The 21120-nt window shown below is 54.2% G+C and carries 23 protein-coding genes, 2 tRNA genes and 1 riboswitch; of the genes, 12 read left to right on the forward strand and 13 right to left on the reverse strand.

All coding sequences use genetic code 11. The annotated features are described in order from the left end of the window. Positions 1–75: 75 nt before the first annotated feature. Positions 76–1380 carry an NAD(P)/FAD-dependent oxidoreductase gene (locus TMES_RS08965; RefSeq protein ID WP_245835282.1) on the forward strand — a complete coding sequence of 435 codons (1305 nt, stop codon included), beginning with the start codon at positions 76–78 and terminating at the stop codon, positions 1378–1380. Positions 1381–1419: 39 nt separating this feature from the next. Here the strand turns inward: TMES_RS08965 and TMES_RS08970 are convergent, their stop codons facing one another. From TMES_RS08970 to TMES_RS08990, 5 genes are all read right to left on the reverse strand, one after another. Then, positions 1420–2268, reverse strand: coding sequence for an EamA family transporter (locus TMES_RS08970; RefSeq protein ID WP_085581643.1), 849 nt, complete (start codon positions 2266–2268; stop codon positions 1420–1422). A 233-nt stretch (positions 2269–2501) separates the two neighbouring features. Then, positions 2502–3503 carry an MBL fold metallo-hydrolase gene (locus TMES_RS08975; RefSeq protein WP_245835284.1) on the reverse strand — a complete coding sequence of 334 codons (1002 nt, stop codon included), beginning with the start codon at positions 3501–3503 and terminating at the stop codon, positions 2502–2504. Between the two features lie 183 nt (positions 3504–3686). Next, entirely contained in the window at positions 3687–4640 is a 954-nt protein-coding gene (locus TMES_RS08980; protein ID WP_085581645.1) for an ABC transporter substrate-binding protein, read from the reverse strand. 94 nt (positions 4641–4734) lie between these two features. Then, complete coding sequence (locus TMES_RS08985) at positions 4735–5643, reverse strand: ABC transporter permease (protein WP_085581647.1); 909 nt, start codon at positions 5641–5643, stop codon at positions 4735–4737. Continuing rightward, on the reverse strand, positions 5636–6481 hold the full coding sequence (locus TMES_RS08990) for an ABC transporter ATP-binding protein (protein WP_085581649.1): 846 nt from the start codon (positions 6479–6481) through the stop codon (positions 5636–5638). Before TMES_RS08990 ends, TMES_RS08985 begins: the two co-directional genes overlap by 8 nt. Beyond that, positions 6472–6583: riboswitch (TPP riboswitch) on the reverse strand. It overlaps the preceding gene by 10 nt. 300 nt (positions 6584–6883) lie before the next feature. On the opposite strand from TMES_RS08990, the gene TMES_RS08995 reads away from it, so the two are divergent. The 7 genes from TMES_RS08995 (at position 6884) to TMES_RS09025 (ending at position 10960) form a co-directional block, all read left to right on the forward strand. Continuing rightward, entirely contained in the window at positions 6884–7996 is a 1113-nt protein-coding gene (locus TMES_RS08995) for an acetoin utilization protein AcuC (RefSeq protein WP_085581651.1), read from the forward strand. Next, positions 7993–8439, forward strand: coding sequence for a DUF192 domain-containing protein (locus TMES_RS09000; protein WP_085581653.1), 447 nt, complete (start codon positions 7993–7995; stop codon positions 8437–8439). Before TMES_RS08995 ends, TMES_RS09000 begins: the two co-directional genes overlap by 4 nt. 183 nt (positions 8440–8622) lie before the next feature. After that, positions 8623–8699: transfer RNA gene (locus TMES_RS09005), tRNA-Pro, on the forward strand. Positions 8700–8806: 107 nt separating this feature from the next. Continuing rightward, positions 8807–9100, forward strand: a complete 294-nt coding sequence (locus tag TMES_RS09010) for an ETC complex I subunit (protein ID WP_085581655.1) — start codon at positions 8807–8809, stop codon at positions 9098–9100. Between the two features lie 130 nt (positions 9101–9230). Next, positions 9231–9307 (forward strand) — tRNA-Arg (locus TMES_RS09015). 226 nt (positions 9308–9533) lie between these two features. Further along, positions 9534–10352: a polysaccharide lyase family 20 protein gene (locus TMES_RS09020; protein WP_211275893.1), complete on the forward strand. Its 819-nt coding sequence runs from the start codon at positions 9534–9536 to the stop codon at positions 10350–10352. A 107-nt stretch (positions 10353–10459) separates the two neighbouring features. Next, positions 10460–10960: a DUF4410 domain-containing protein gene (locus TMES_RS09025; protein WP_085581659.1), complete on the forward strand. Its 501-nt coding sequence runs from the start codon at positions 10460–10462 to the stop codon at positions 10958–10960. Positions 10961–11062: 102 nt separating this feature from the next. Here TMES_RS09025 and TMES_RS09030 read toward each other — a convergent pair whose 3' ends face one another. The 4 genes from TMES_RS09030 to hisI all read right to left on the reverse strand — a co-directional run bounded on the left by TMES_RS09030 (position 11063) and on the right by hisI (position 14680). Then, entirely contained in the window at positions 11063–11755 is a 693-nt protein-coding gene (locus TMES_RS09030) for a YitT family protein (RefSeq protein WP_085582070.1), read from the reverse strand. A gap of 186 nt (positions 11756–11941) precedes the next feature. Continuing rightward, positions 11942–12769, reverse strand: coding sequence for an aldo/keto reductase (locus TMES_RS09035; protein ID WP_085581661.1), 828 nt, complete (start codon positions 12767–12769; stop codon positions 11942–11944). Between the two features lie 329 nt (positions 12770–13098). After that, on the reverse strand, positions 13099–14235 hold the full coding sequence (locus TMES_RS09040; protein ID WP_085582072.1) for a CobW family GTP-binding protein: 1137 nt from the start codon (positions 14233–14235) through the stop codon (positions 13099–13101). A gap of 43 nt (positions 14236–14278) precedes the next feature. Then, on the reverse strand, positions 14279–14680 hold the full coding sequence (gene hisI, locus TMES_RS09045) for a phosphoribosyl-AMP cyclohydrolase (protein WP_211275894.1): 402 nt from the start codon (positions 14678–14680) through the stop codon (positions 14279–14281). 137 nt (positions 14681–14817) lie between these two features. On the opposite strand from hisI, the gene TMES_RS09050 reads away from it, so the two are divergent. From TMES_RS09050 to TMES_RS09060, 3 genes are read left to right on the forward strand one after another with little or no spacing between them, the layout of a single operon-like run. Continuing rightward, positions 14818–15294 (forward strand): Fur family transcriptional regulator, encoded by a 477-nt coding sequence (locus TMES_RS09050; protein ID WP_085581665.1) that lies wholly within the window; start codon positions 14818–14820, stop codon positions 15292–15294. Beyond that, the gene (znuC, locus tag TMES_RS09055; protein WP_085581667.1) at positions 15275–16132 is read left to right on the forward strand and encodes a zinc ABC transporter ATP-binding protein ZnuC; all 858 of its coding nucleotides are present in this window, start codon (positions 15275–15277) and stop codon (positions 16130–16132) included. Before TMES_RS09050 ends, znuC begins: the two co-directional genes overlap by 20 nt. Then, positions 16125–16934 (forward strand): iron chelate uptake ABC transporter family permease subunit, encoded by an 810-nt coding sequence (locus tag TMES_RS09060; RefSeq protein WP_085581669.1) that lies wholly within the window; start codon positions 16125–16127, stop codon positions 16932–16934. Before znuC ends, TMES_RS09060 begins: the two co-directional genes overlap by 8 nt. Before the next feature lie 92 nt (positions 16935–17026). Here TMES_RS09060 and metC read toward each other — a convergent pair whose 3' ends face one another. Beyond that, positions 17027–18211, reverse strand: coding sequence for a cystathionine beta-lyase (metC, locus tag TMES_RS09065; protein WP_085581671.1), 1185 nt, complete (start codon positions 18209–18211; stop codon positions 17027–17029). Positions 18212–18467: 256 nt separating this feature from the next. Here metC and TMES_RS09070 point away from each other — a divergent pair, with 256 nt between their 5' ends. After that, positions 18468–19421 carry a threonine ammonia-lyase gene (locus tag TMES_RS09070; protein ID WP_085581673.1) on the forward strand — a complete coding sequence of 318 codons (954 nt, stop codon included), beginning with the start codon at positions 18468–18470 and terminating at the stop codon, positions 19419–19421. Positions 19422–19621: 200 nt separating this feature from the next. On the opposite strand, the gene rpmF is transcribed toward TMES_RS09070, so the two are convergent. The 3 genes from rpmF to TMES_RS09085 are packed head-to-tail and all read right to left on the reverse strand — an operon-like array spanning position 19622 to position 21011. Further along, positions 19622–19801: a 50S ribosomal protein L32 gene (gene rpmF / locus TMES_RS09075; RefSeq protein ID WP_085581674.1), complete on the reverse strand. Its 180-nt coding sequence runs from the start codon at positions 19799–19801 to the stop codon at positions 19622–19624. A 41-nt stretch (positions 19802–19842) separates the two neighbouring features. Continuing rightward, positions 19843–20505 carry a GNAT family N-acetyltransferase gene (locus TMES_RS09080; protein WP_085581676.1) on the reverse strand — a complete coding sequence of 221 codons (663 nt, stop codon included), beginning with the start codon at positions 20503–20505 and terminating at the stop codon, positions 19843–19845. Continuing rightward, positions 20502–21011: a GNAT family N-acetyltransferase gene (locus TMES_RS09085; RefSeq protein WP_158091214.1), complete on the reverse strand. Its 510-nt coding sequence runs from the start codon at positions 21009–21011 to the stop codon at positions 20502–20504. The genes TMES_RS09080 and TMES_RS09085 overlap by 4 nt, the downstream gene beginning before the upstream one ends. Positions 21012–21120 lie beyond the last annotated feature (109 nt).

A 21120-nucleotide genomic window follows, 5' to 3' on the forward strand; every position in this document is an offset into this window, starting at 1 on the left:
ATACCCTAATGCGCCCTATCGTTTTGGGGAACCACAAAAATACCCGGCTGACCGGCTATCAGGGATATGATGCACATGCAGACGCAAACCGTTCCAAAACAGGCTGATGTCGTGATTATTGGCGGTGGCATTCAAGGTGCCGCCAGCGCGTTTTACTTGCAAAAGGCCGGGATGTCGGTTGTCTTGCTGGAAAAAGATACCGTGGCCTCGCACCAGTCTGGCCGGGCATGGGGCTTTGTTCGCCAGCAAGGCCGCGACCCGGTGGAATTGCCCCTGATGAAAGCCTGTATCGATATTTGGCCCAACCTTGAACGCGACCTTGGCGCCGATCTGGAATGGCGGCAGGGTGGTGTTTTATATGTTGCCAAAGACGACGGCGAAATGGCCCGTTATGAACGGTGGCTGGCCGATGCCAAGCCCCATGATATCGGCAGCCGCAAACTGGGCCGGGCCGAGGTGGAAGCCCTGATGCCCGGCATTACATCGCCCGGTGTCGGCGGGCTTTTTACCCAAAATGACGGGCAGGCCGAACCCAAAAAAGCGGCCCCCGCCCTGGCAAAAAAGGCCCACGAACTTGGCGCGGTGATTTTACAGGGCTGCGGGGCGTTGGGCATTGAAACCCAAGCCGGGCAGGTGAGTGGCGTTATCAGCGAACGCGGCGTGATTAAAACCCGTATTGTCATTTGTGCCGCCGGGGCGTTGACCCACAAGTTTGTTGCCAAATTTGGCCGTCGTTTGCCCCAACAAACCACCCGTGGCACGGTGATACGCACCAAACCGGTCCCTCCGATATCTGCGGCCAGTGCCGTGGTTGATGGTTTGGGGTTTCGCCAGCGCGCCGACGGCTCGCTTAACCTGTCGGACGATATCAATACCGATATCGACCTGACCCTGTCGCGCTTTCGCTATGCCGCCGATTTTTTACCGGGATACAAGGCTAATTGGCGCAATTTCAATTTCCATCTTGATATGCGCTTTATCGATGATCTCGCCGACCATTTACCGGGCAGCCCGGCGGCGGATAACCCGCTGATGGGCCGTCGGCAAACCACGGCCTTGCCCAACCCCAAACGCATTCGCAACTCCCTTGCCGCGTTTAAACGGCTGTTTCCCCATATTGAAACACCGGTCATTGTTGACCAGTGGGCGGGCGACATTGATGTCACCCCCGATGCCGTGCCGGTGATTGACCAGCTTGATAATCCCAAGGGCTTTTTTGTTGCCACCGGTTTTTCCGGGCACGGATTTGCCATGGGGCCGATTGTTGGCAAGGTGCTGTCGGAATGGATCACCACCGGGCAATCGTCAATTAATCTGGATGCTTTCCGGTTGTCCCGTTTTGAAACCGGTGAAAAACGGCGTCCCTACGATTTGCCATAGGGGCGGCGGGCATGACGTCAACCGCGTGGCGCGTGATTGTTAGCTGCGGGCAAAACGCAGCAGCACAGCGCCACATACCGTCATCATTGTTGATGCCAGTTTAACCAGATTAAGTTTTTCGCCCAAAAACACCACGCCGATCAGCAAGGCAAAGACGATGCTGGTTTCGCGTAACGCCACCACCAGTGCAATTGGCGCGTTGGTAAAGGCCCACATCACGGTGCAATAGGCGATAAAGGATGCGCTGCCACCGATGAAAAAGGCAATTTTGCCGCGTTGGTAAATGTCGCGCACAATGGTGGGGCGGCGGATATGGGCAAATGTGCCAAAAACCAGAATATTACCAATGGTGTGCCATGCATAATAATCCAGCACATTGCCCGCCAGCCGCGCTCCGGTGCCATCGGTTAAGGAATAGGCGCTGATAAAACAGCCGGTAATCAAGGCCAGCACTGCCGCCCGCCCATTGCGCAAACCATCGCTGCGTCGCACCAGACACAGGCTGATAATGCCACAGCCAATCAGGGCGATGGCAATTGCTTCAATCGGGGCCAGCGCAACCCCCAAAAACACCACCGAAACAGCCGCTACAATCAGCGGTGCCGACCCACGGGCAATCGGGTAAACCTGGCTAAGATCGCCCCATTGATAGGAATTGATCAAAAACCACTGATATCCCAAATGCAACGCAACCGACCCCGCCAGATAGGGCCAGCTGGCCGGGGCAGGCAGGCTGGCAAAAGGCAATAACAGCAACAATAACGGCAGATGGCCAAAAATCACGGCGGTCATGTTCAGCATTTTGTCATTGCCGCCCTTGATCAGGGCATTCCAGATCGCATGCATGACAGCCGCACCAATTACCGCAAGAAAAACCGTCGTTGTCATGTGGTAATGGTCCTTTTGGGGCAGTGGGCCAAGGGGTTGGCCAAGGGTGGGTGAGGGTGATTGGCTGGGGAAAAGCGCGGCCACGGTGATGTCAGTTTGATGACGGCATCGTTTCGTAACTGGCCGGATGTTTCAAGTTTTATGTCGGTCGAAAATTGCCCCGATGTTAAAAAAAACCGCCAAGGCTGACATTTTGAAATGCAGACTTGGCGGCTGGGTCGATTGGCGCGGATTTATTTTTGTGCTGGCGGGGATATATGGTGGTGCATGCCGCCTACCGGCAGGGCCTTGAAATGTTCGGGGTTCAACCCCGCCTGTTCCATGGCACTGTGAAGCCGTTTGGGGGGCTCGTCCACCGGTTCGGATGTTAAAACAAACGTCCCCCAATGAATGGCAATGGCCTGTTTTACCCCCATCGCCTGTTTGATCAGAACGGCTTCTTCGGGGTTTACATGGGCGGCTTTCATAAAATCGCGTGGGTCATAGGCGCCGATCGGGATCAGTCCCAAATCAAACGGGCCATATTTTTCGCCCATTTCGGCAAATAACTGTTCGTTCCAGCCACTGTCGCCGACAAAGTAAAATTTGAACCCGTTGGGAAATGTCAGGGCATAGCCGCCCCACAGCATTTCCTTGCGATCACTCATCTTGCGGCTCGACCAGTGATAGGACGGGGTATGTACAATCTTAACGCCGTTAACTTCGGCAAACTGGTCCCAGTCCATTTCAATGCAGCCATCAATCCCGGCTTCTTTAAGCAGGCTGGCATTTTTCAACGGCACAATATGGGTTGGTGCATTGCCGATCTGGCGTAAAGATTCAAGATCGCAATGGTCGTAATGATTATGCGATAGCAAGATAATGTCGATCTTTGGTAGCTGATCAATTGTCATGCCCGGCGGGCTGTACCGTTTGGGGCCCACACGTACAAACGGCGACGCCCGGTCTGAAAAAACCGGGTCGGTCAAAATGTTGACGCCCTGATATTGCAACAGCACCGTGGCATGGCCAATCCATGTGACCTGTGCTACATCCGGGTTCGGGGTGTGGATGGCCTCCAGGTCTGGGGTCACGACGGGGGTTTTGCCAATCTGGTCTTTGGCCCGTGGCCAGTTTTCACGTCCAAACAGGCGGCGGCGTAAAAAAGTAAAAAACGATTTTTTGCCTTCGGGTAACGGATACCGGTTTTCAAAGCCGTTTTCAGTGTGATGGTCCGAGCGCGATACAGAATTCACAGGCTTTCCCTTATCTTTTTTTGTTCTTTTACTATGTGTTGCATTTGCCCCGCCGCGCAAGTGGCGAGATTGTTTTGCACCGTGCATAAAAAAAATGTGCTTATAAAAAACGGGCGGCACCATAAGCACCGCCCGTTTGTTGCGCCGTCCCCACCGGGAAGCAGGCGGCACACAGTAAAATTGTTATTCGATCACATCGACATAGCTATCAAGGTCGGGCGTATGGTCGATAATGCCTTCATCAAGCAAATATTGTGCAAAACGGGCATAGCGGCCCCGGTCAACCGCAGCGGGGCGCAGGGCAAAACGCGGTAACGTATCGGCCCAGGCGCGTTTGTTCAATTCATCATCAAGGTTGGGATAGGCCGCGATAAAGGCTTTCCAGCTATCATCGGGGTGGTTGATCAGGTATTGGGTGGCTTCTTCAAGCGCATCAAGCATCTTTTTCATGCGCGGATCGTTCACATGGTCTTTGCGCACCGTCAGGATCAATTCGTCATAAGGTGGAACGCCTTCTTCCTCGACGTAAAATGCCTTGCCCGGTTTGCCGGCAATGTCCATCTGGTTAAGCTCGAAATTGCGATAGGCCCCAATCACCGCATCAACCTGGCCCGAATAAAGCGACGGGGACAGCGAGAAATTCACGTTCACCAGCTCGACCGAGTTTATATCAACACCGTGGCTTTTTAGCATGGTGCCCAAAACCGCATCTTCAAAACCGGCCAGCGAATAGCCGATCTTTTTGCCTTTCAGATCGGAAATTTCCTTAATCGGCCCGTTTTTTAACACCACCAGCGCATTTAACGGCGTCGCCACCAGGGTGCCAATGCGCGTTAGGGGCAAACCCTGTGCGACCTGAACATGTAATTGCGGCTGATAGTTCACCGCCACATCGCCTTGCCCGGCGGCCACCAGGCGCGGCGGGGCCGATGGATCAGCCGGTTCGATCAGCTCTACATCCAGCCCGTGTTTGGCAAAAAAGCCCTTTTCCTTGGCAACAATCAGGGGTGCGTGGTCAGGGTTTACAAACCAGTCTAGCAAGATCGTCAGTTTTTCGTTGGCATGGGCGGGGAGCGCCGCCAGCGCCAAAGACGCGCCGATGGTTGCGGCCGATAATATGGATTTCAGGCGTGACATGGCTATTTTCCTGTTTCAAGCAAGCACGGTAAAATGAAAAAACGCAGCGCCAAAGATGCAGGCAAGCCTTGGTTTTTGGCGCAAAAGCGAAAGTTTAATCGTGACGGGCAAGGCTGTCGGGTTGCCACGGCAACAACCTGCGCAACAGCCGGTCGACGATAAAATATTGGGTAATCGAGAAGGCACACAGGATCAAAAGACAGGCGAAAACCATATCGATTTGAACCCGGGCATTGGCATGCAGCATCAAATACCCCAGCCCGTGGCTGGAGCCGACCCATTCGCCAATAATCGCGCCAATCGGTGCCACGGCCGTTGCCACCCGAAACCCCGATGCAAACGAGGGCAGGGCAGCAGGCAAACGCACATATTTCAGCATCCGCCAGCGGCTGGCCCCCATGGTTCGGCCCAAATCCAGCCAGCCGGTTTCGGTGCGTGAAAGCCCGTCAAAAAAGGCGACCGTCACCGGGAAATAAATGATCAGGGCCGCCATCGCGATTTTTGATGCCAAACCAAACCCCAACCACAACACCAAAAGCGGTGCGATGGCAAAAAACGGAATCGCTTGCGAAACCAGCAAAACCGGCATCAGCCAGAAACGCACCGGCGAAAACATCGCCATCGGCAATGCGGTTAGCACACCCAAAATCGCCCCGGCAAACAGGCCGATCACGGTTTCGGCAATGGTGTATCGGGCATGCATCGCCAATACAGCGTGCTGGCGGATCAATGCCAGGGCAACTTCATAGGGCGATGGCAGCATATAAGGTGGGGCATCGGTAATGCTTACAATGGCCTGCCAGGTTATCAGCAAGGCCAGAATAATGATCAGTGGCCGCACCGCGCGCAGGACCCGCCAGGCCGGTAAGACTGGTTTGCGAGTGTGTTTTTTTCGGCCCGTGCGCGACAGCGTATTAGCAGCGGCAGATCGCGATGTTTGCGCCTGGCGCGGGTTTGCCGGTGCCCTATCCGTTGTGGGGCCATTTGCGGTTTGTTTATCCATGATGCCCCTCCGCATTTGCGGATGCCGGGGCGGGCGGATGTATTTCAGGCGCGTCATCAGCATCATCAGCCCCAAGCTGACGCAGCAACGCGCCGTGATGCTGCATGACTTCAACGCTGCCAACATCGCGCGGGATGGTGCCGCTGGGCACGACTGTTTCAACCAGCCGTGCCGGGGCACCGCGCAAAACATGAATATGATCACCAATGCGCAGCGCTTCGAGCGGATCATGTGTGACCAGCAACACGGTTTTTCCCGCCAGCATCCGTGCCGACAGGTCTTGTAATTTCAGGCGGTTTATCGGGTCCAGTGCTGAAAAGGGTTCGTCCATCAGCACAACAGGCCGGTCTTCCATCAGGGTGCGGGCCAGGGCGGCGCGCTGGCGCATCCCGCCCGAAAGGGCTGCGGGGCGCAAATGGGCGGCATCGGCAAGACCAACTTTTTCAAGCAGGCTGCGCGCCCGGTCATGATCGGGTTTTTCACCGCGTAATATTGCGCCAACCACCACATTTTCATGAACACTTCGCCACGGCAGCAATAAATCCTGCTGCGCCATATAGGCAACCCGACCGCTCAGGGGCGTATTGTCGCTGCAAATAATATCGCCCGACACATCGCCATCCACCAGCCCGGCCAGATAGCGCAAAAGCGTGCTTTTCCCCACACCCGATGGCCCCAACAAACAGCTTATGCTGCGCGCGGGAAGGTGCAGGTCCAGGTTATGAAAAATATCGACATCGTCAAAGGCGACGTGCCCGTGACGCAGCCAGATATCAAAACTGCGGAGAGAATGAAGGGCCCCATCCTGATCGGGGGGCGAAAAATCGGTACGTGCCATAACTTCCTTCCTACGCCGGTGTTAGCCGGGTCAGGTTCGAAGGGTCGTTCGGCAACACCGAACCTCTCAGCCCATTTGCGATGGGCCCCCCTGGACTTCGGGGACTATGGCAGATCATTTCCGGGCGTCAAGGCCCGATATTTGCTGCGGCGCAGTATGGCAGGGCAATTTTCCGACGGGCGGGAGGATGCCCGAAAATTCCGTTTTTACCGCTAATTTTCGCAAATATGGGCCGATAATGCCCCTATGTCATAATTTGACAGAATATTTTTGGGAACATTCCCGTTTAACCCTTGAAATTTGTCCGGGCTTCTGCAAACCCTAATAGCTGAAGCCGTGCTGTTTTCCCTTGGTTTCGCTTGTTTCATTGCATTGCTCCATGCCTTGGTGTTCTGACATTTTATGGTCCACCCGCCGCGCATGATTGCCGCCGAAATTTATCGCGGCTCGTCCTATGGTCCCAAACATCCATTGGGCATTCCGCGTGTATCGCTGGTGGTTGATATGGTTCATGCGCTGGGCTGGGTGAATGGTGATAATTATGTTGTCGGGCCGCTGGCCACACCGGCGCAATTGGCGCGTTTTCATACGCCAGATTACATTGCCGCCGTGATGCAGGCTGAACGCGATCAAAGCCTGCCCGATGACATGATGGAACGCTATAAACTGGGGAAAAACGGCAACCCGATTTATCCGGAAATATTCCGGCGTCCTGCGACGTCGGCCGGGTCATCGATTATGGCAGCGGATTTTTTGCGTGATGGCGGGATCGTCCATCATCCGGCGGGCGGCACCCATCACGGGCGCGCCGCCGAGGCATCGGGGTTTTGTTATTTTAACGACCCGGTGCTGGGCATTCTGGCTTTGCTTGATGGCGGGTTGGACCGGGTTTTGTATGTCGATATTGATGCCCATCACGGCGACGGCGTGCAGCTTGCCTTTGCCAATGACGACCGGGTTTTAACCGTTTCGGTGCATCAGGATGATTTGTGGCCGCGAACCGGTTCGGTCGATGACATGGCCGGGGGCATGGCGCGAAACGTGCCGATACCTGCGGGCATGAATGACGACGAAATGCGGTTTGTGCTGTTTGACTATCTTTTGCCACTGGCGGCGGATTTTGCACCGCAGGCCGTGGTGTTGCAATGTGGATGCGATACGCTGGCAGAAGACCCGCAATCGCGACAAATGCTGGGAAACCGGTCGGTTTGGGAAGTGGTGGGGGAGTTTGCGAAAATTGCACCGCGTTTGATGGTGTTAGGCGGCGGTGGATATAACCCCTACGGGGTGGCCCGATGTTGGGCCGGGATATGGGCAACTGTGAATAATAATGAAATTCCGGAAAAATTACCGGATTCAGCAGAAGAGATACTGCGTGACATAAAATGGTCGCATCGTCTTGGCAGACAGCCAGCGACCAGCTTGCTTACGACCCTTGCCGATGATTGGCGGGGTGGGGAAATCCGGGCGGAAGTCCGGGGTCATGTGCAGTTTCTAAAAGGGTATGGGGTATGAAGTCTTTCGTTCAGACGGTGTTTGTGTTCTTTTTCGTCAGTGCGGCGGTTATGGCTGGCCTGAATGCAAAAGCCACGGGTTTTGAGCGATCGCGTCTTTTGGTCGACGGACAGGTCTTTAATGTGGAACTCGCTTTAAGCCCGGATGAACGGGCACGGGGCTTGATGTTTCGGACCCACATGGAAGACGACAACGGCATGTTGTTCGATTTCGGCCAGCCACGCGATGTGTCGATGTGGATGAAAAATACGTTTATCTCGCTTGATATGCTGTTTATCGGGCAGGATGGCAAAATTGTTGGTATTGCCCCGCGCACGGTTCCAAAATCCGAAGCCATCATTTCGGCACCGCGCCCGGTGCGTTTTGTGCTCGAACTTAATGCCGGGCTGGCCGACAAGCTTGATTTCAAGGTTGGTGATACGGTTGACGGGTTGCCGCGCTAGGTCGCGCATATGGTTTGGGGGCGGGCGGCTTTTTACCGGTATCTGTCAGGTATCTGTAATCTGTCGCGGTGTTGCCGGTTTTGTTTGACGCACCAAAACGACATCTTGTTGTAAAAAAGGTGATAAAAAGCATCAAACCGGTCTTGCCGCGAACAGATTAAGGTGCTAAATCCCTCCCCGTGTCGGGAAGTGGCGCAGTCTGGTAGCGTACCTGCTTTGGGAGCAGGGGGCCGCGGGTTCGAATCCCGCCTTCCCGACCATTTCATCTCGAAGCGGGTGATTGCATTTTCAAGTTGCCCGATCGGGTGTAAACTGAATTTTGTAACGTCGTATTTCAGCCGGTTTACAAGTTAAAACGAGGGTGCCGATGAAGGTTCGTGTTTTCAAACCCGCAAAAAATGCCATGCAGTCCGGCCGCGCCGGGACCAAGCATTGGGTCATGGAATTTGAACCCCGCGCTCAAAAACTTCCAGATCACCTGATGGGCTGGATCGGTTCTACCGATACCCGCGGTCAGGTCCGGATGGAATTTGAAACCCTGGAAGAAGCGCAGGCATTTGCGGCAAAACATAATTTGATTGCCGAAATCGAATTGCCGAAAAGCCGCAAAATTCAGATTAAAACCTATGCCGACAACTTCGCTTTCAAGCGCGTTGTCTGATTAATCGGCCTGGTTTGATTGCCAAACCAGAATACGGGGCGATCATCGCCCCGTTTTGCTGTGAAACCGGTCTTAATGTTGCATTTGCACCCGCATGTAATGTGCAACAATCTGGTCTCACCAGCCCCGTGGTCCCTTAGCTCAACTGGATAGAGCAACAGACTTCTAATCTGTAGGTTGCTGGTTCAAGTCCAGCAGGGATCACCATTTTTCTTTTTAAAATCATCGTGTTGGGTGTTATTTTTAAACATAAAATGGCACGGCAGGATTATCTGCGTGCTTTTTTGCACAGATTTTTATTTTCATCCTCCTCATCTTCCTTGCCGTGATCCCGACATGATCGCTTAGCACACTGCGCGCCAGTAAATGGCCGCAGGGATGTGCGTCGATGTTGCGAAGAACGGGATGGCGGGGACTATGTATCGGAACCTTGTTGATTGCGGCGGGTATTATCGGCTCGGCCGTTGCCAATAATCGCGGCGGGGGCAGCGCGCCAGACGCCGTGCCGATGGTTGCGGCGTCACCCGACGCCGTGGCGCGCGGCAATTTCGGCCCGTTTGTCCGCTCGCTAAACGACAGGCCATATGGCTATCAGTTGGTGGCCGACCCGGTTTTATCCCATATGGGCAAGGGCAACTCCTCAACATCGCTGGTTACACCGTTAGGACTGGTGGAACGGTTTGAAGTGCGTCCTGGCGATTGCGGGGGTGAGAATGCTCTTGATTGCGGGCGGGACCGTGAACGGTCCGAATTAAGCGAACGCGGGGACCGTAACCCGCAAGGCAGTTCATACTGGTATGGCTGGTCGCTGTATATTCCCGATGATTTCGCCAATGTTGCGCCGACAAAGGTGGTGCTGGGCCAGTTTCATCAGGAAGGCAGCCACCCGGCGTGGATGTTTGAAATTGATCCATCGGGTTATCATATCGACAATCACATATCAGGTCGGAAACCCGGCGAACATTTGTTGATTAACGAAGCTGCTTTGCGCGCGCGCTGGCACGACATTACGGTTTATGCCCACTGGACAACCGGTGACGAGGGTGTGTTGCAGGTCTGGGCTGATAACCAGCTTAAATTTGATTATCGCGGCCCAACCATGAGTGCCGGGAAAGTTTATTTTAAATACGGCCTCTATCGGTCGTTCGTTTCACGATACCAGAACGCCAATGAAACCGACAAAGTCCCGGCCCAAACCGTTTATTTCGCCAATGTAAAACGTGCGGGCAGCCGTGCAGGTTTGGCGCAATAAAAGAAACTATTCCTTTGAGCGCACACTCTGGTCTTGTGGATAAGTTTCAAATTTTTCAATAACTTGCCATATTCTCAAGCTAAGTTAAGTTTGGGGAGATAAACGAAATGAAAGCGCGAATTTTCGGGATTTTTGCGTGTCTGGTGCTGGGGGCCTGTTCGACAGCAATTGAAACACGCACGGCCATGCCAGAAGACATTCAACATAATCTGGCTGTCGACGATGTGCTTGTAACAGCACCGTCGACCGATATAGAAAAGGCCGTTTTGGAAAGGCTGAAAACGGCTGTTGAGCAGGGATTTGCCGCAGAAGTAAAAGGCGCCAAACCGGTGCATGTGAACATTACTGTGAATGATTTCAAGGTTCAAAGCGGGGCTGGCAGATTTTTCCTCGGCGCACTTATGGGCGCAAACCATATGGATGTAAGTGTTCAGGTCACAGATGACGCAGGAGTTGAACTCGCAGTGTTCGATGTTCGGCGTGAGGCAAACCCGGGTGGCCTTGGTGCATTTTATAGCCAGACGAATGCCACTATTGATGAAACCGCCAAAGGAGTGGTTGCAGCGGTGATGGGTCGGCCGGTTGACGAGGAAAAGAAAAAATCCTGAGTGCCGAGGTGAGGCCAAGGGCGTCTCAGAGCGACAAATAAAATATATGAGAAAAGCGGCGTTCGTACGAAGAACGTCGCCTTTTTCGTTCTGCTGGTCGGTTTACCGTGCGCTAAAATAACGTCCGGGCCGGTGGTTAAGGGCAATGATCAGGTTTAAAACCGTGGCCCCGGCCAGCGACAATAACACCTTGTCGAACGGCAACAAGAACAGGGCGCACACCATAATGCTGGCATCAATGCCCAGTTGGAAATAACCGGCCCGAATGCCGTGATGTTCCTGCAAATACAGGGCAAGAATATTAACCCCGCCCAACCCGGCGCGATGGCGAAACAGCATGAGCAAACCAACCCCCATTAACCCGCCGCCAATCAGGGCGGCATAAAGCGGTTGCAGGGTATCAAAGCTGATCCACATCGGTGTTAATCGCGAAAAGGCCGAAACCAACCCCACGGCAGCAAAGGTTTTAAGGGTAAATTCCCAGCCCATGCGTTTATAGGACAACCAGTAAAACGGCAGGTTAAGGCCAAAAAACACAAGTCCGAAATCCAGCCCGCTGGCATGATGGATCAAAAGGGCCGCACCCGCTGTGCTGCCGGTAATTAAAACCGCCTGCGTATATAATGTGATGCCCAGTGAAACAATCAGCGTGCCCAGCACCAGCGCAATCGCATCTTCATACAGGCGATGCCCGATCAAGGGGGCCGGTTTTTCTGTTGGTGCGCTACCGGCATCCGTTTTTGGGGCGGTGTTTGTACCGGTCACGGTTGGCTGCGTCTGATGAATATCGGCCATTGCCACCATCAATCATAAGTTTTGCGATCGCTGAATGGTACGTATTTCGCAGGTGCGAAACAAGCGGTGGTCGATAAGGCCCGCATATTCGCTGTTTTATGGCGTTATTTGGGGGGCAGGCGCAAAAAGACCGGCCTTTTGGGGGCCGGTCCGGGTTGTTTTGTGCTGCAATATGGGGGCGGTTATTTATGCCGCATCCCATTTGGGGGCAAAGTCCGGGTTGATCATGCGGCCATCGGGGCGGGCACGGCTGCTGATTTGCGCCATTTGGGCCTCGCTCAGCTCGAAATCAAAAATGTCGAAATTGGCTTTGGCATTTTTGGGCGAGCCCGATTTGGGAATGGCCATAACGCCGTCCTGTTGCATCAGCCAGCGCAAGGTAACCTGCGTCGCCGATTTGCCATGTTCCTTGCCAATTGCAATCAGGGTGTCGTCCTTAAGCACTTCGGCACGCGCCAGCGGGCAATAGGCTGTAAGCAGCATGTCGTGCTTTTTCAGGCAATCCATCACGGCCTTTTGGGACAGATAAGGGTGATATTCGACCTGGTTGCACAAAAGCGGCAGGTTGCTGTAGGAAACCGCCTTTTCGATCAGGGCGGTGGGGAAATTGGAAATGCCGATATGCTTGCTCATACCCAGATTTCGGGCTTCATTGAGCGCGGCAATGGTTTCCTCAAGCGGGATATCGTCGTTGGGCCAATGCAGCAGCAGCAAATCAACATGGTTGAGGTCAAGCTTGCGCAGCGATTCAACAACCGATGTTTGCAAATCACCGCTTTGAAACTGGTCCGGCCAGACCTTGGTTGTCAGAAAATAATCATCGCGGGCAAGGCCGCTGGCCTTCAGGCCGCGACCCACACCGTCTTCGTTATGATACATCTGGGCGGTATCAAAATGGCGATAACCAATTTCGGCGGCCTTTGCCACCATGGTTTCCGCCGCCTTGGGGTCAAGCTGAAAGGTGCCAAAGCCAAGCGCGGGTATCGAAACCCCGTGAATATCACGTGTGATCATGGTGCATATCCCCTGTTTATGATTGTCGTTTTGCCATGCTGATGCACAAATGGGCGTTTTTTACGGCCTTGTTGTGCGTGTGCATCAAAGGACATGGCATGATTTTAATCTGAGAATTAGTTCAGATCAAATGATCTGCAACCTGTACGGGGGGATGGTGCGCTGATGGCGGGCCTGATACATGCGGTAAATGCGAGCAAAACCGTCTGCAAAACGAAAAAAACCGGCCGCTACGAGACGACCGGTTATAAAGTTTCAGGACTTAGAGTGAGGCTGTATCAAGCCTTCGACACCCTGACAGGTCGATAAGGGCTATACCTTGATATGCGTCAAACCACAGGTTTTATTCGGGTTTCGGTTGCCGCCGCATTTAATTGCAACAAAGACTGGCGAATAACATCGGGCCCGAGATCGCGGGTGATGAAAACCAGCTTCGAGCGGTGGTCATCACTGGGCCAGGCGGGCAGGGTGGCCGGTGCATGAAATATATGTTGCACGGCATGAATGGCGACGGGTTTATCCTCGCCCGCAATGTTTAGCACACCTTTTATGCGCAAAAGATTTTCGCCGCGCATCTGGGTAAATATCTCGGCCCAGGTCACAAAGGCATCCCAGTGCAGCGGTTCATCGAATGTCAGGCAAAACGACGAAATATGGTCGTCATGGCGGTTCACATCGTGGCCATGGCTGTGTTCATCATGTGTGTGGTCATGCTCATGTTCATGTTCATGTTCATGTTCATGGTTGTCATCATGACTGGCACTGTTATCGTTATCGCCATAGGCTTCGTCGCGCAGCCATTTTTGCACATCCAGCGATTTGGTTTCGGGGTTATAAAGCCCGGCATTAAACAGTTTGTCGGGGTCAATATCGCCCATATGCACGCGGTAAAGCGGCGCTGCCGGGTTCAGGCTGTGCAGGCGCGTTTCCAGGGCCTGTAAAACATCTTCGCTGGCAAGGTCCGCTTTGGTAATCAGGATGCGGTCGGCGACGGCGGCCTGTTTCACACTTTCGGCGTGGGTATCAAGCTGGCTGTTGCCATAAACCCCGTCAACCGTGCTCACCACGCTATCAAGGCGGAATTTGTTGGTTAGCAACGGATCGGTCATTAAGGTGTGCAGGATCGGGGCGGGGTCGGCCAGCCCGGTGGTTTCAATAATCACGCGGTCAAAGGCAGCAACTTCGCCCCGAACGCGTTTTAAAAACAGATCGCGCAAGCCGCTGATCAAATCGCCACGCACCGAACAGCAAATACAGCCGGAATTAAGCAACACCACATCTTCGGAAATTTGGCGCACCAGCAAATGATCCAGGCCGATGTCGCCAAATTCGTTGATCAGAACGGCGGTGTTGCTCATGCCCGGATGTGACAAAAGCGCATTCAGCAAGGTTGTTTTACCGCTGCCCAAAAAACCGGTAATCACCGTTGTTGCAATGCGTTCGTTTTGTTCATCGCCGATCGCCATGATCATACCTTTCGGGTCGTGACTGAATTACAGAAAATGCCGCTTATTTCTTGTCGCCATAAAGGTCCTCAACCGAAATTTCCGGCTCGGAAATAATGGTTTCAACCCCGTCGCGTGCGGCAAAATAAAAACAGTTCCGCCGCCCGGTGTGGCAGGCCACCCCTTTTTGATCAACCTGCACCAAAATGGTGTCCTGATCGCAATCATAGCGAAAATCAACCAGATGCTGTTCCTGACCCGAGCTTTCGCCCTTGCGCCACAGCTTGTTGCGCGAGCGTGAAAAATAACAAACGCGCCCGGTGCCAAGTGTTTCAATCACGGCATCGCGGTTCATCCATGCCATCATCAAAACCTCGCCGCTGTCATGCTGCTGGGCAATGGCCGGGATCAATCCCTGTTCGTTAAATTTCAAACGGTCGGCAATGGCGGCAAAGCGGGTTGTCATTTTGGCGGGCTCCGGCATATCGGCGATAAGTTAAATTGTCTGTTGGCTCTTGACGAAATGATATAATATAACACTTCAACAAAAGCGATCCCCAATCGCAACATTTAATGATCACACGTCACCAGGACCAGGCAACAATGACGGACCTTTTCCCCGACAAAGGGCATGATCACGGTCGCTGTATCGACAGTGCCCTGCATCAGGCCGAAACCGTGGCCGAGGCCAACAATGCCCGCTTTACCGATATGCGCCGCCGCGTTTTCACCCTGATCTGGCAGTCGCACAAGGCGATTACCGCCTATGAACTGCTTGATGCCTTGCAGGGCGAAGGGGTGCGCGCGCAACCGCCAACGGTTTATCGGGCGCTGGAATTTCTGGTGGGCTTGCGGCTTATTCACCGTATTGAATCGTTAAACGCCTATTTTGGCTGCGACATGCCCGATTGTGAACATCTGGGCCAGTATTTTATTTGCCGCAATTGCGGCCGTGTCGCCGAGGCCGTCAATGAAGATATGAGCCGCGCTGTCCGTGCTGCTGCCGGTGCTGTTGGTTTTAAAATCGAGGCCACAACCATTGAAATCAAGGGGCTATGCCATGACTGTGCCGCTCATTGAGGGACGCGACCTGTCGCTGTCTTTTGGCGGCGAGGCCGTTCTTGATAATGTAAGTCTGGCAATTTCGGCGGGCGAAATTATCACCCTGATCGGGCCAAACGGGGCGGGGAAATCCACTCTGGTCAAGGCGTTGCTGGGGTTGCAAACCGTGGATCGCGGTGTGGTAACGCGTAAGCCCGGCCTGCGGGTGGGCTATGTGCCACAAAAACTGGCAATCGACAAAGTCTTGCCCATGACGGTGAAACGGTTTTTAAACCTGACCCATCACGCCAGCCTGCCCGCGCGGATCGAGGCCCTGCACCATGTTGGGGCAAGCCATGTTTTAAACAGCCAGATCAGCGAATTATCGGGCGGCGAAACCCAGCGGGTGATGCTGGCCCGTGCCCTTCTGCGCCAGCCGGATTTACTCGTGCTTGATGAGCCCACCCAGGGGGTGGATGTGGTCGGACAGGCCGATTTATACCGCCTGATTGATACCATCCGCCGCGCGCAGGGATGTGCTGTTTTAATGATTTCGCATGATTTGCATCTGGTAATGGCGAAAACCGACAAGGTGGTGTGTTTTAACCGCCATGTTTGTTGTTCCGGCCTGCCCGAAACCGTGCGCCAGCACCCCGAATATCGCTCGCTGTTTGGTTATCAGGCCGCCGATGCGATTGGCATTTATCACCATGAACATGATCACAAACATGATTTATCTGGCCATGTTGTGGGCGGCTGCGGCCATGATCATGGTTCGGGGCATAACCATGACCCTTTCGCACCTTCGGCTTCTGGCGCGGGGATTGAGGCCAAACAACATTCGGATATGCGGGTAAAGGATGTAAGCCGTGGATAGTTTTTTAATCCGGGCTGTGGCCGGGGGTGTTTTGCTGGCTTTGGTCTGTGGCCCGTTCGGAACATTCATTGTCTGGCGGCGCATGGCGTTTTTTGGCGATACGCTGGCCCATGCTGCGTTGCTTGGCGTGGCTGTTGGCTTGCTGTTTGGCATTGATGTGCGTTTGGGCATGATTATCACTTGCCTGATGGCGGCCTTGTTGCTGGCCCTTGGCCAACGGCAAAGCAAACTGGGCAGCGATACGGTTTTGGGCATGCTGGCCCATTCAACGCTGGCGCTGGGCATGGTTGCACTGGCCTTTGTGCAGGGTGTCGCGGTTGATATTATGGCCTATTTGTTTGGCGATATTCTTGCGATTAACACCACCGATCTATGGTTGCTGGGGCTTGGTGGCGGTGCAGCAGTTGCGGCCCTTGTCTGGATGTGGCGGCCCTTGCTGGCCCTTACCGTGTCGCCCGAAATTGCCGCCGTCGAAGGGGTGCGGGTGGAATGGTTGCGGGTTATTTTCATGCTGTTGATGGCGCTGGTCATTGGCATTGCCATTAAAATTGTCGGTGTGTTGTTAATTACGGCGTTGTTAATTGTCCCTGCCGCCAGCGCGCGTTTTTTCTCGCGCACGCCCGAGCAAATGGCGATAGGTGCTGCCTTGTTTGGCGTGGCGGCGGTTTTGGCCGGTATTACCCTGTCCTGGCATGTCGATAGCCCGGCAGGGCCGAGCATTGTTATTTCGGCCGCCGGGCTGTTTTTAATCAGCAGCGCGATTGCCCCGGTTTTTCGCCGTTTGGCCCGTATATCGGGTTAGCGCCGGGAAAAGAGGCGGAACAATATAAAACGGCGCGGGATGATTGTTTCGCGCGCCGTTTTTTTAATCGTCGTTAATGTGCCGTTATGCCGTTATGCCGTTTTCAGCCGTTCAAACCCGGCAGCCAGATCAGCGATCAGATCGTCGGTATCTTCCAGCCCGACATGAATACGCACCAGCTGGCCGGGGTCATCCCAGGTCGTTGCTGTGCGGATTTTTTTCGGATCCGACGGCAAAAGCAGGCTTTCAAACCCGCCCCAGCTAAAGCCCATGCCAAACAGGTCCATATGGTCCACCATATTGGCCAGCTGTGCGCGGGTGATCGGGTGCAGGACAAAAGAAAACAGGCCGCTGGCACCAATGAAATCACGCTTCCAGATTGCATGTCCCGGGTCATCAGGCAGGCCGGGGTGCAACACGCGGCTGACTTCGGGCCGGGTTTGCAGCCATTTGGCAATGGCCAGACCCGATTCGTGATGTTGGCGCATCCGCACATTAAGGGTGCGCAAGCCGCGCTGGGCCAGATAACAATCATCAGGACCAATCGAATCGCCCGACAAAATGACCTGTTTTTTACAGGTAACAAAATCTTCTTGGGTGGCCGTGGTAATGGTGCCCATCATCACATCGGAATGGCCGACAATGTATTTCGTACCGGCCTGAACTGATACATCCACGCCCATCTCAAACGGGCGGCACAGGGTCGGCGATGCCCAGGTATTATCAAGCAAAACCTTGGCGTTTTTGGCGTGGGCGGCCTTGGCAATGGCCGGGATATCCTGCATTTCAAAGGTTAGCGAACCGGGGCTTTCACACCAGATAATGGTGGTGTTATCACGAATAAGACCGGCAATATCAGCCCCCAGCGTCGGGTCGTAATATTCAACATCGACACCAAATTTTTTCAAAAACGTATTGGCAAGGTTGCGGGTCGGGAAATAGGTGCTGTCGGTAATTAACACATGATCGCCCGGCTTGACGAAGGCGAGAATGGCATTGGTAATTGCCGCCACCCCCGATGACAGGCACAGGGTGGCGTGGCCACCTTCCAGCTCGGCAATCGCTTCTTCCAGCAAATAGCGCGTCGGGGTGCCGTGGCGGCCATAAAAGCTGTTGCCGTGCGGGAAGGGCGATGCCTTTTCCAGGGCGTCAAGATTTTCAAACAAAATGGTCGAGGCATGTAAAACCGGCGGGTTGACCACACCGTGATATTCGCTGGACCGGCGCCCGGCATGAACCAGCCGTGTGGATGATTTAAAATTTTTGTCTGTAGACATAAGGCAATTTCTCCTTGCCGCCGATAAGGCGACCGATGTGTCATTTGTTCGCCAAGACAAAGCATCTCAAGGCATTGGGATCAAGGATTTTTACGGGGATTTGATGTGGATAAGGCCCGGTTTTGGCATGTTGATGGCCAAGGGCAGCCAGTTTGCCGTGCCAGAAGGATGTTTGTAAGTTTATGCCCATGATTGCGGCTCGCATCGGGGGAACGAAATGATGTAAAACCGCTAACAGCTTTGCAAGGGAGGTTTCGTGCTTCAGCTTCAGGATTTTCGGGCAGCCCGCCGTCTGATTTCACCCCATATGCGCTTAACACCGGTTTTTGCCATTGGTCAGCCCGATTTTGGGGCAGCTTTACGCAATGGCACCCAAACACCGGATCTGTTTTTGAAACTGGAAAATTTGCAGGTTTCAGGGTCGTTCAAGGCGCGCGGGGCGATGAATGCCGCCCTTAATCTCGATGCGACCGTTCGTGAAAACGGGCTGGTGACGGCATCGGGGGGTAATCACGGCATGGGGGTTATCAATGCTGCCCGTGTTTTAAAAGTGCCGGTTAAAATCTTTTTGCCCACCAACACGCCTAAACCCAAAATCAGCAAACTGCGTAAATCCGGGGTGGATGTGGCTTTGCATGGTGCTGTTTGGGACGATGCCAATCACGCGGCCATGGCCCATGCGCGTGAAACCGGCATGGCCTATATTCACCCCTTTGCCGACCCCAATGTGATTGCCGGGCAGGGCACGATTGCGCTGGAACTGTTGGAGCAACAAGCCGACCTTGACACGCTGGTGGTGGCTGTTGGCGGTGGTGGCCTTATTTCCGGTGTGGCAAGCGCGGCAAAAATGCTGCGCCCCGGCATCCGCATTATCGGGGTGGAGCCGGTTGGCGCACCCACCTTGTTTGAAAGCCTGAAAAACAACGAAGTGGTCACATTGCCATCGGTCAATACCGCCGCCACCAGTTTGGCCCCGCGCCAGTCATCAGCGTTAAATGTGGATATGATCGGGAAAAATGTCGATCGCATTGTGCTGGTATCGGACGATGAAATGCGTACAGCCGCAGGCTGGATGTGGCGCGAGCTTGGCCTGTCGGTCGAACTTTCGGCGGCAGCCGGGCTGGCGGCAGTGATGCAGGGCCGCCTTGGCGATGCTGCGCCGGGCAAAACCGGCATTATTGTGTGTGGGACCGGCACCGACGGGCAATAGCGGCTATTGCCATCACCCACCGGTTCGCCACCCGGTGGGCGGTGTTAGTGACATTGCAAAATTTGGCCAATAAAAAAGGACGAAACCTTGCGGTCTCGTCCTTTTTTAAACCAGCAGACCCCTTAAAAGGGGCGCGCGGAAAACAGCGTCGCAAACCGCGATGCTTTTACACAGGAAAGCCGAAGCCTTCCTTGCGTAAATTACATCTTCGGCTCGACGACCTGACGACCACGGTACATACCGGTCTTCAGATCGACGTGGTGCGGGCGATGCAGTTCGCCGGTTTCTTTGTCTTCGCGGTACGAGCCCGCGGCGAGCTTGTCGTGTGAGCGACGCATGCCCTGACGGGATTTGGTCACTTTACTTTTTGGCACTGCCATGGGTCATAATCCTCAGGCTTGGGTAAACTTAGGGGCGCTTGTTACCTTGCGCGGTCGGGAAAGTCAACGATCAAAGTATCCGAATTGCCAAATTCGCTATCTTTTTGCGATTTTGGTGACCCATGCTTGTTCGCCACGGTTACGGTGGCGGGAATCAGGCCGGTGTCACGGGGATCGTCGATAAACTCTGTTCGTTGATCATATACCGTAAAGCCCGCCCGTTGATAAGCCCCTAACGCACTTGGATGGTCCATCGAACAGGTATTTACCGTCAAACGTTGCGGGGAAAAGCTCCAGGCAGTGTCGACAGCCCAGTTTAACAGGTATTTGCCATAGCCCTTGCCGATAAATTCGGGGATCAAGCCCATATAGGACAGGTCGATCTGGCGTTCGTCCTCCAGCAAAATCAGGCTGAGTTCGGCAAAACCGGCCGGAACTCCGCCCACATAAAGCACGTAAACGTGGTTTTCCTGGCTTGAGAGAATCGGCTCAAGTTCGATATCGCTTAGCTGGCGGCGAAACCACCACATCCACGGCTCACCCACCGTATTATAAAGATAGCGGTAAAACGAAAGCGTTGGTTGTTCGGCGCGCACAATGGCCACCTTGCCCGGTGGAATAACCGCCGCCGGGCGGTCGGGCTGGTTGGTCATTTCCAGATAGGTGATGGTGACTTCCAGTTTCCCGGGCGTCTTTGCAGTCATGAGGTTAACCTTTTTTCATAAAACCGGGCGTCGTCGGTGTGGGCTGGTCCGGCAGACCGCCCGGAATCGGGCGCAGGTGCCTGACGATACCCCCGACGACGATAAAACTTTGCCGCGCGCGGCGATGCCGCATGAACCTTGCAGGTCGCAAGCCCGACAGCCGACAGGATATTTTCTGCCATTTCCAGCATCGTCGCCCCGTGGCCCTGGCCGCGCAGCGATGGTGCAACAGCCAGATAATGCACCCAGCCGGTTGTGCCATCATGCCCCACCATAATGGTGGCCATCACCGGGCGGCTGGCCGACTGGCGCGCAATCAGCACCGACCCGCGCCCCGATGCATAACAATTTTGCAAATCATTATGGGCCTTTGTGGCTTGTGCATCGCGATCAATCAGATCGCCATCATACCACAAATCAATCACGGCGTCGCAATCGGCGGTTTTTTCAAGCGACAGCCGCTCGATTATAATCTCCGGTGGCGGTATTTGTGCCTGTTTTGTCATGGGCAATATCGGAATGGCGGGCAGGGTATTTGCAAGGCCGCAATATTGCCGTGCGGGCAATGTGCCCCGGTTTTTGCAACCGGGTGTAATTTTGGCCCCGCCTTGCACC

Source organism: Thalassospira mesophila (assembly GCF_002115755.1).
Classification (GTDB): Bacteria; Pseudomonadota; Alphaproteobacteria; order Rhodospirillales; family Thalassospiraceae; genus Thalassospira; species Thalassospira mesophila.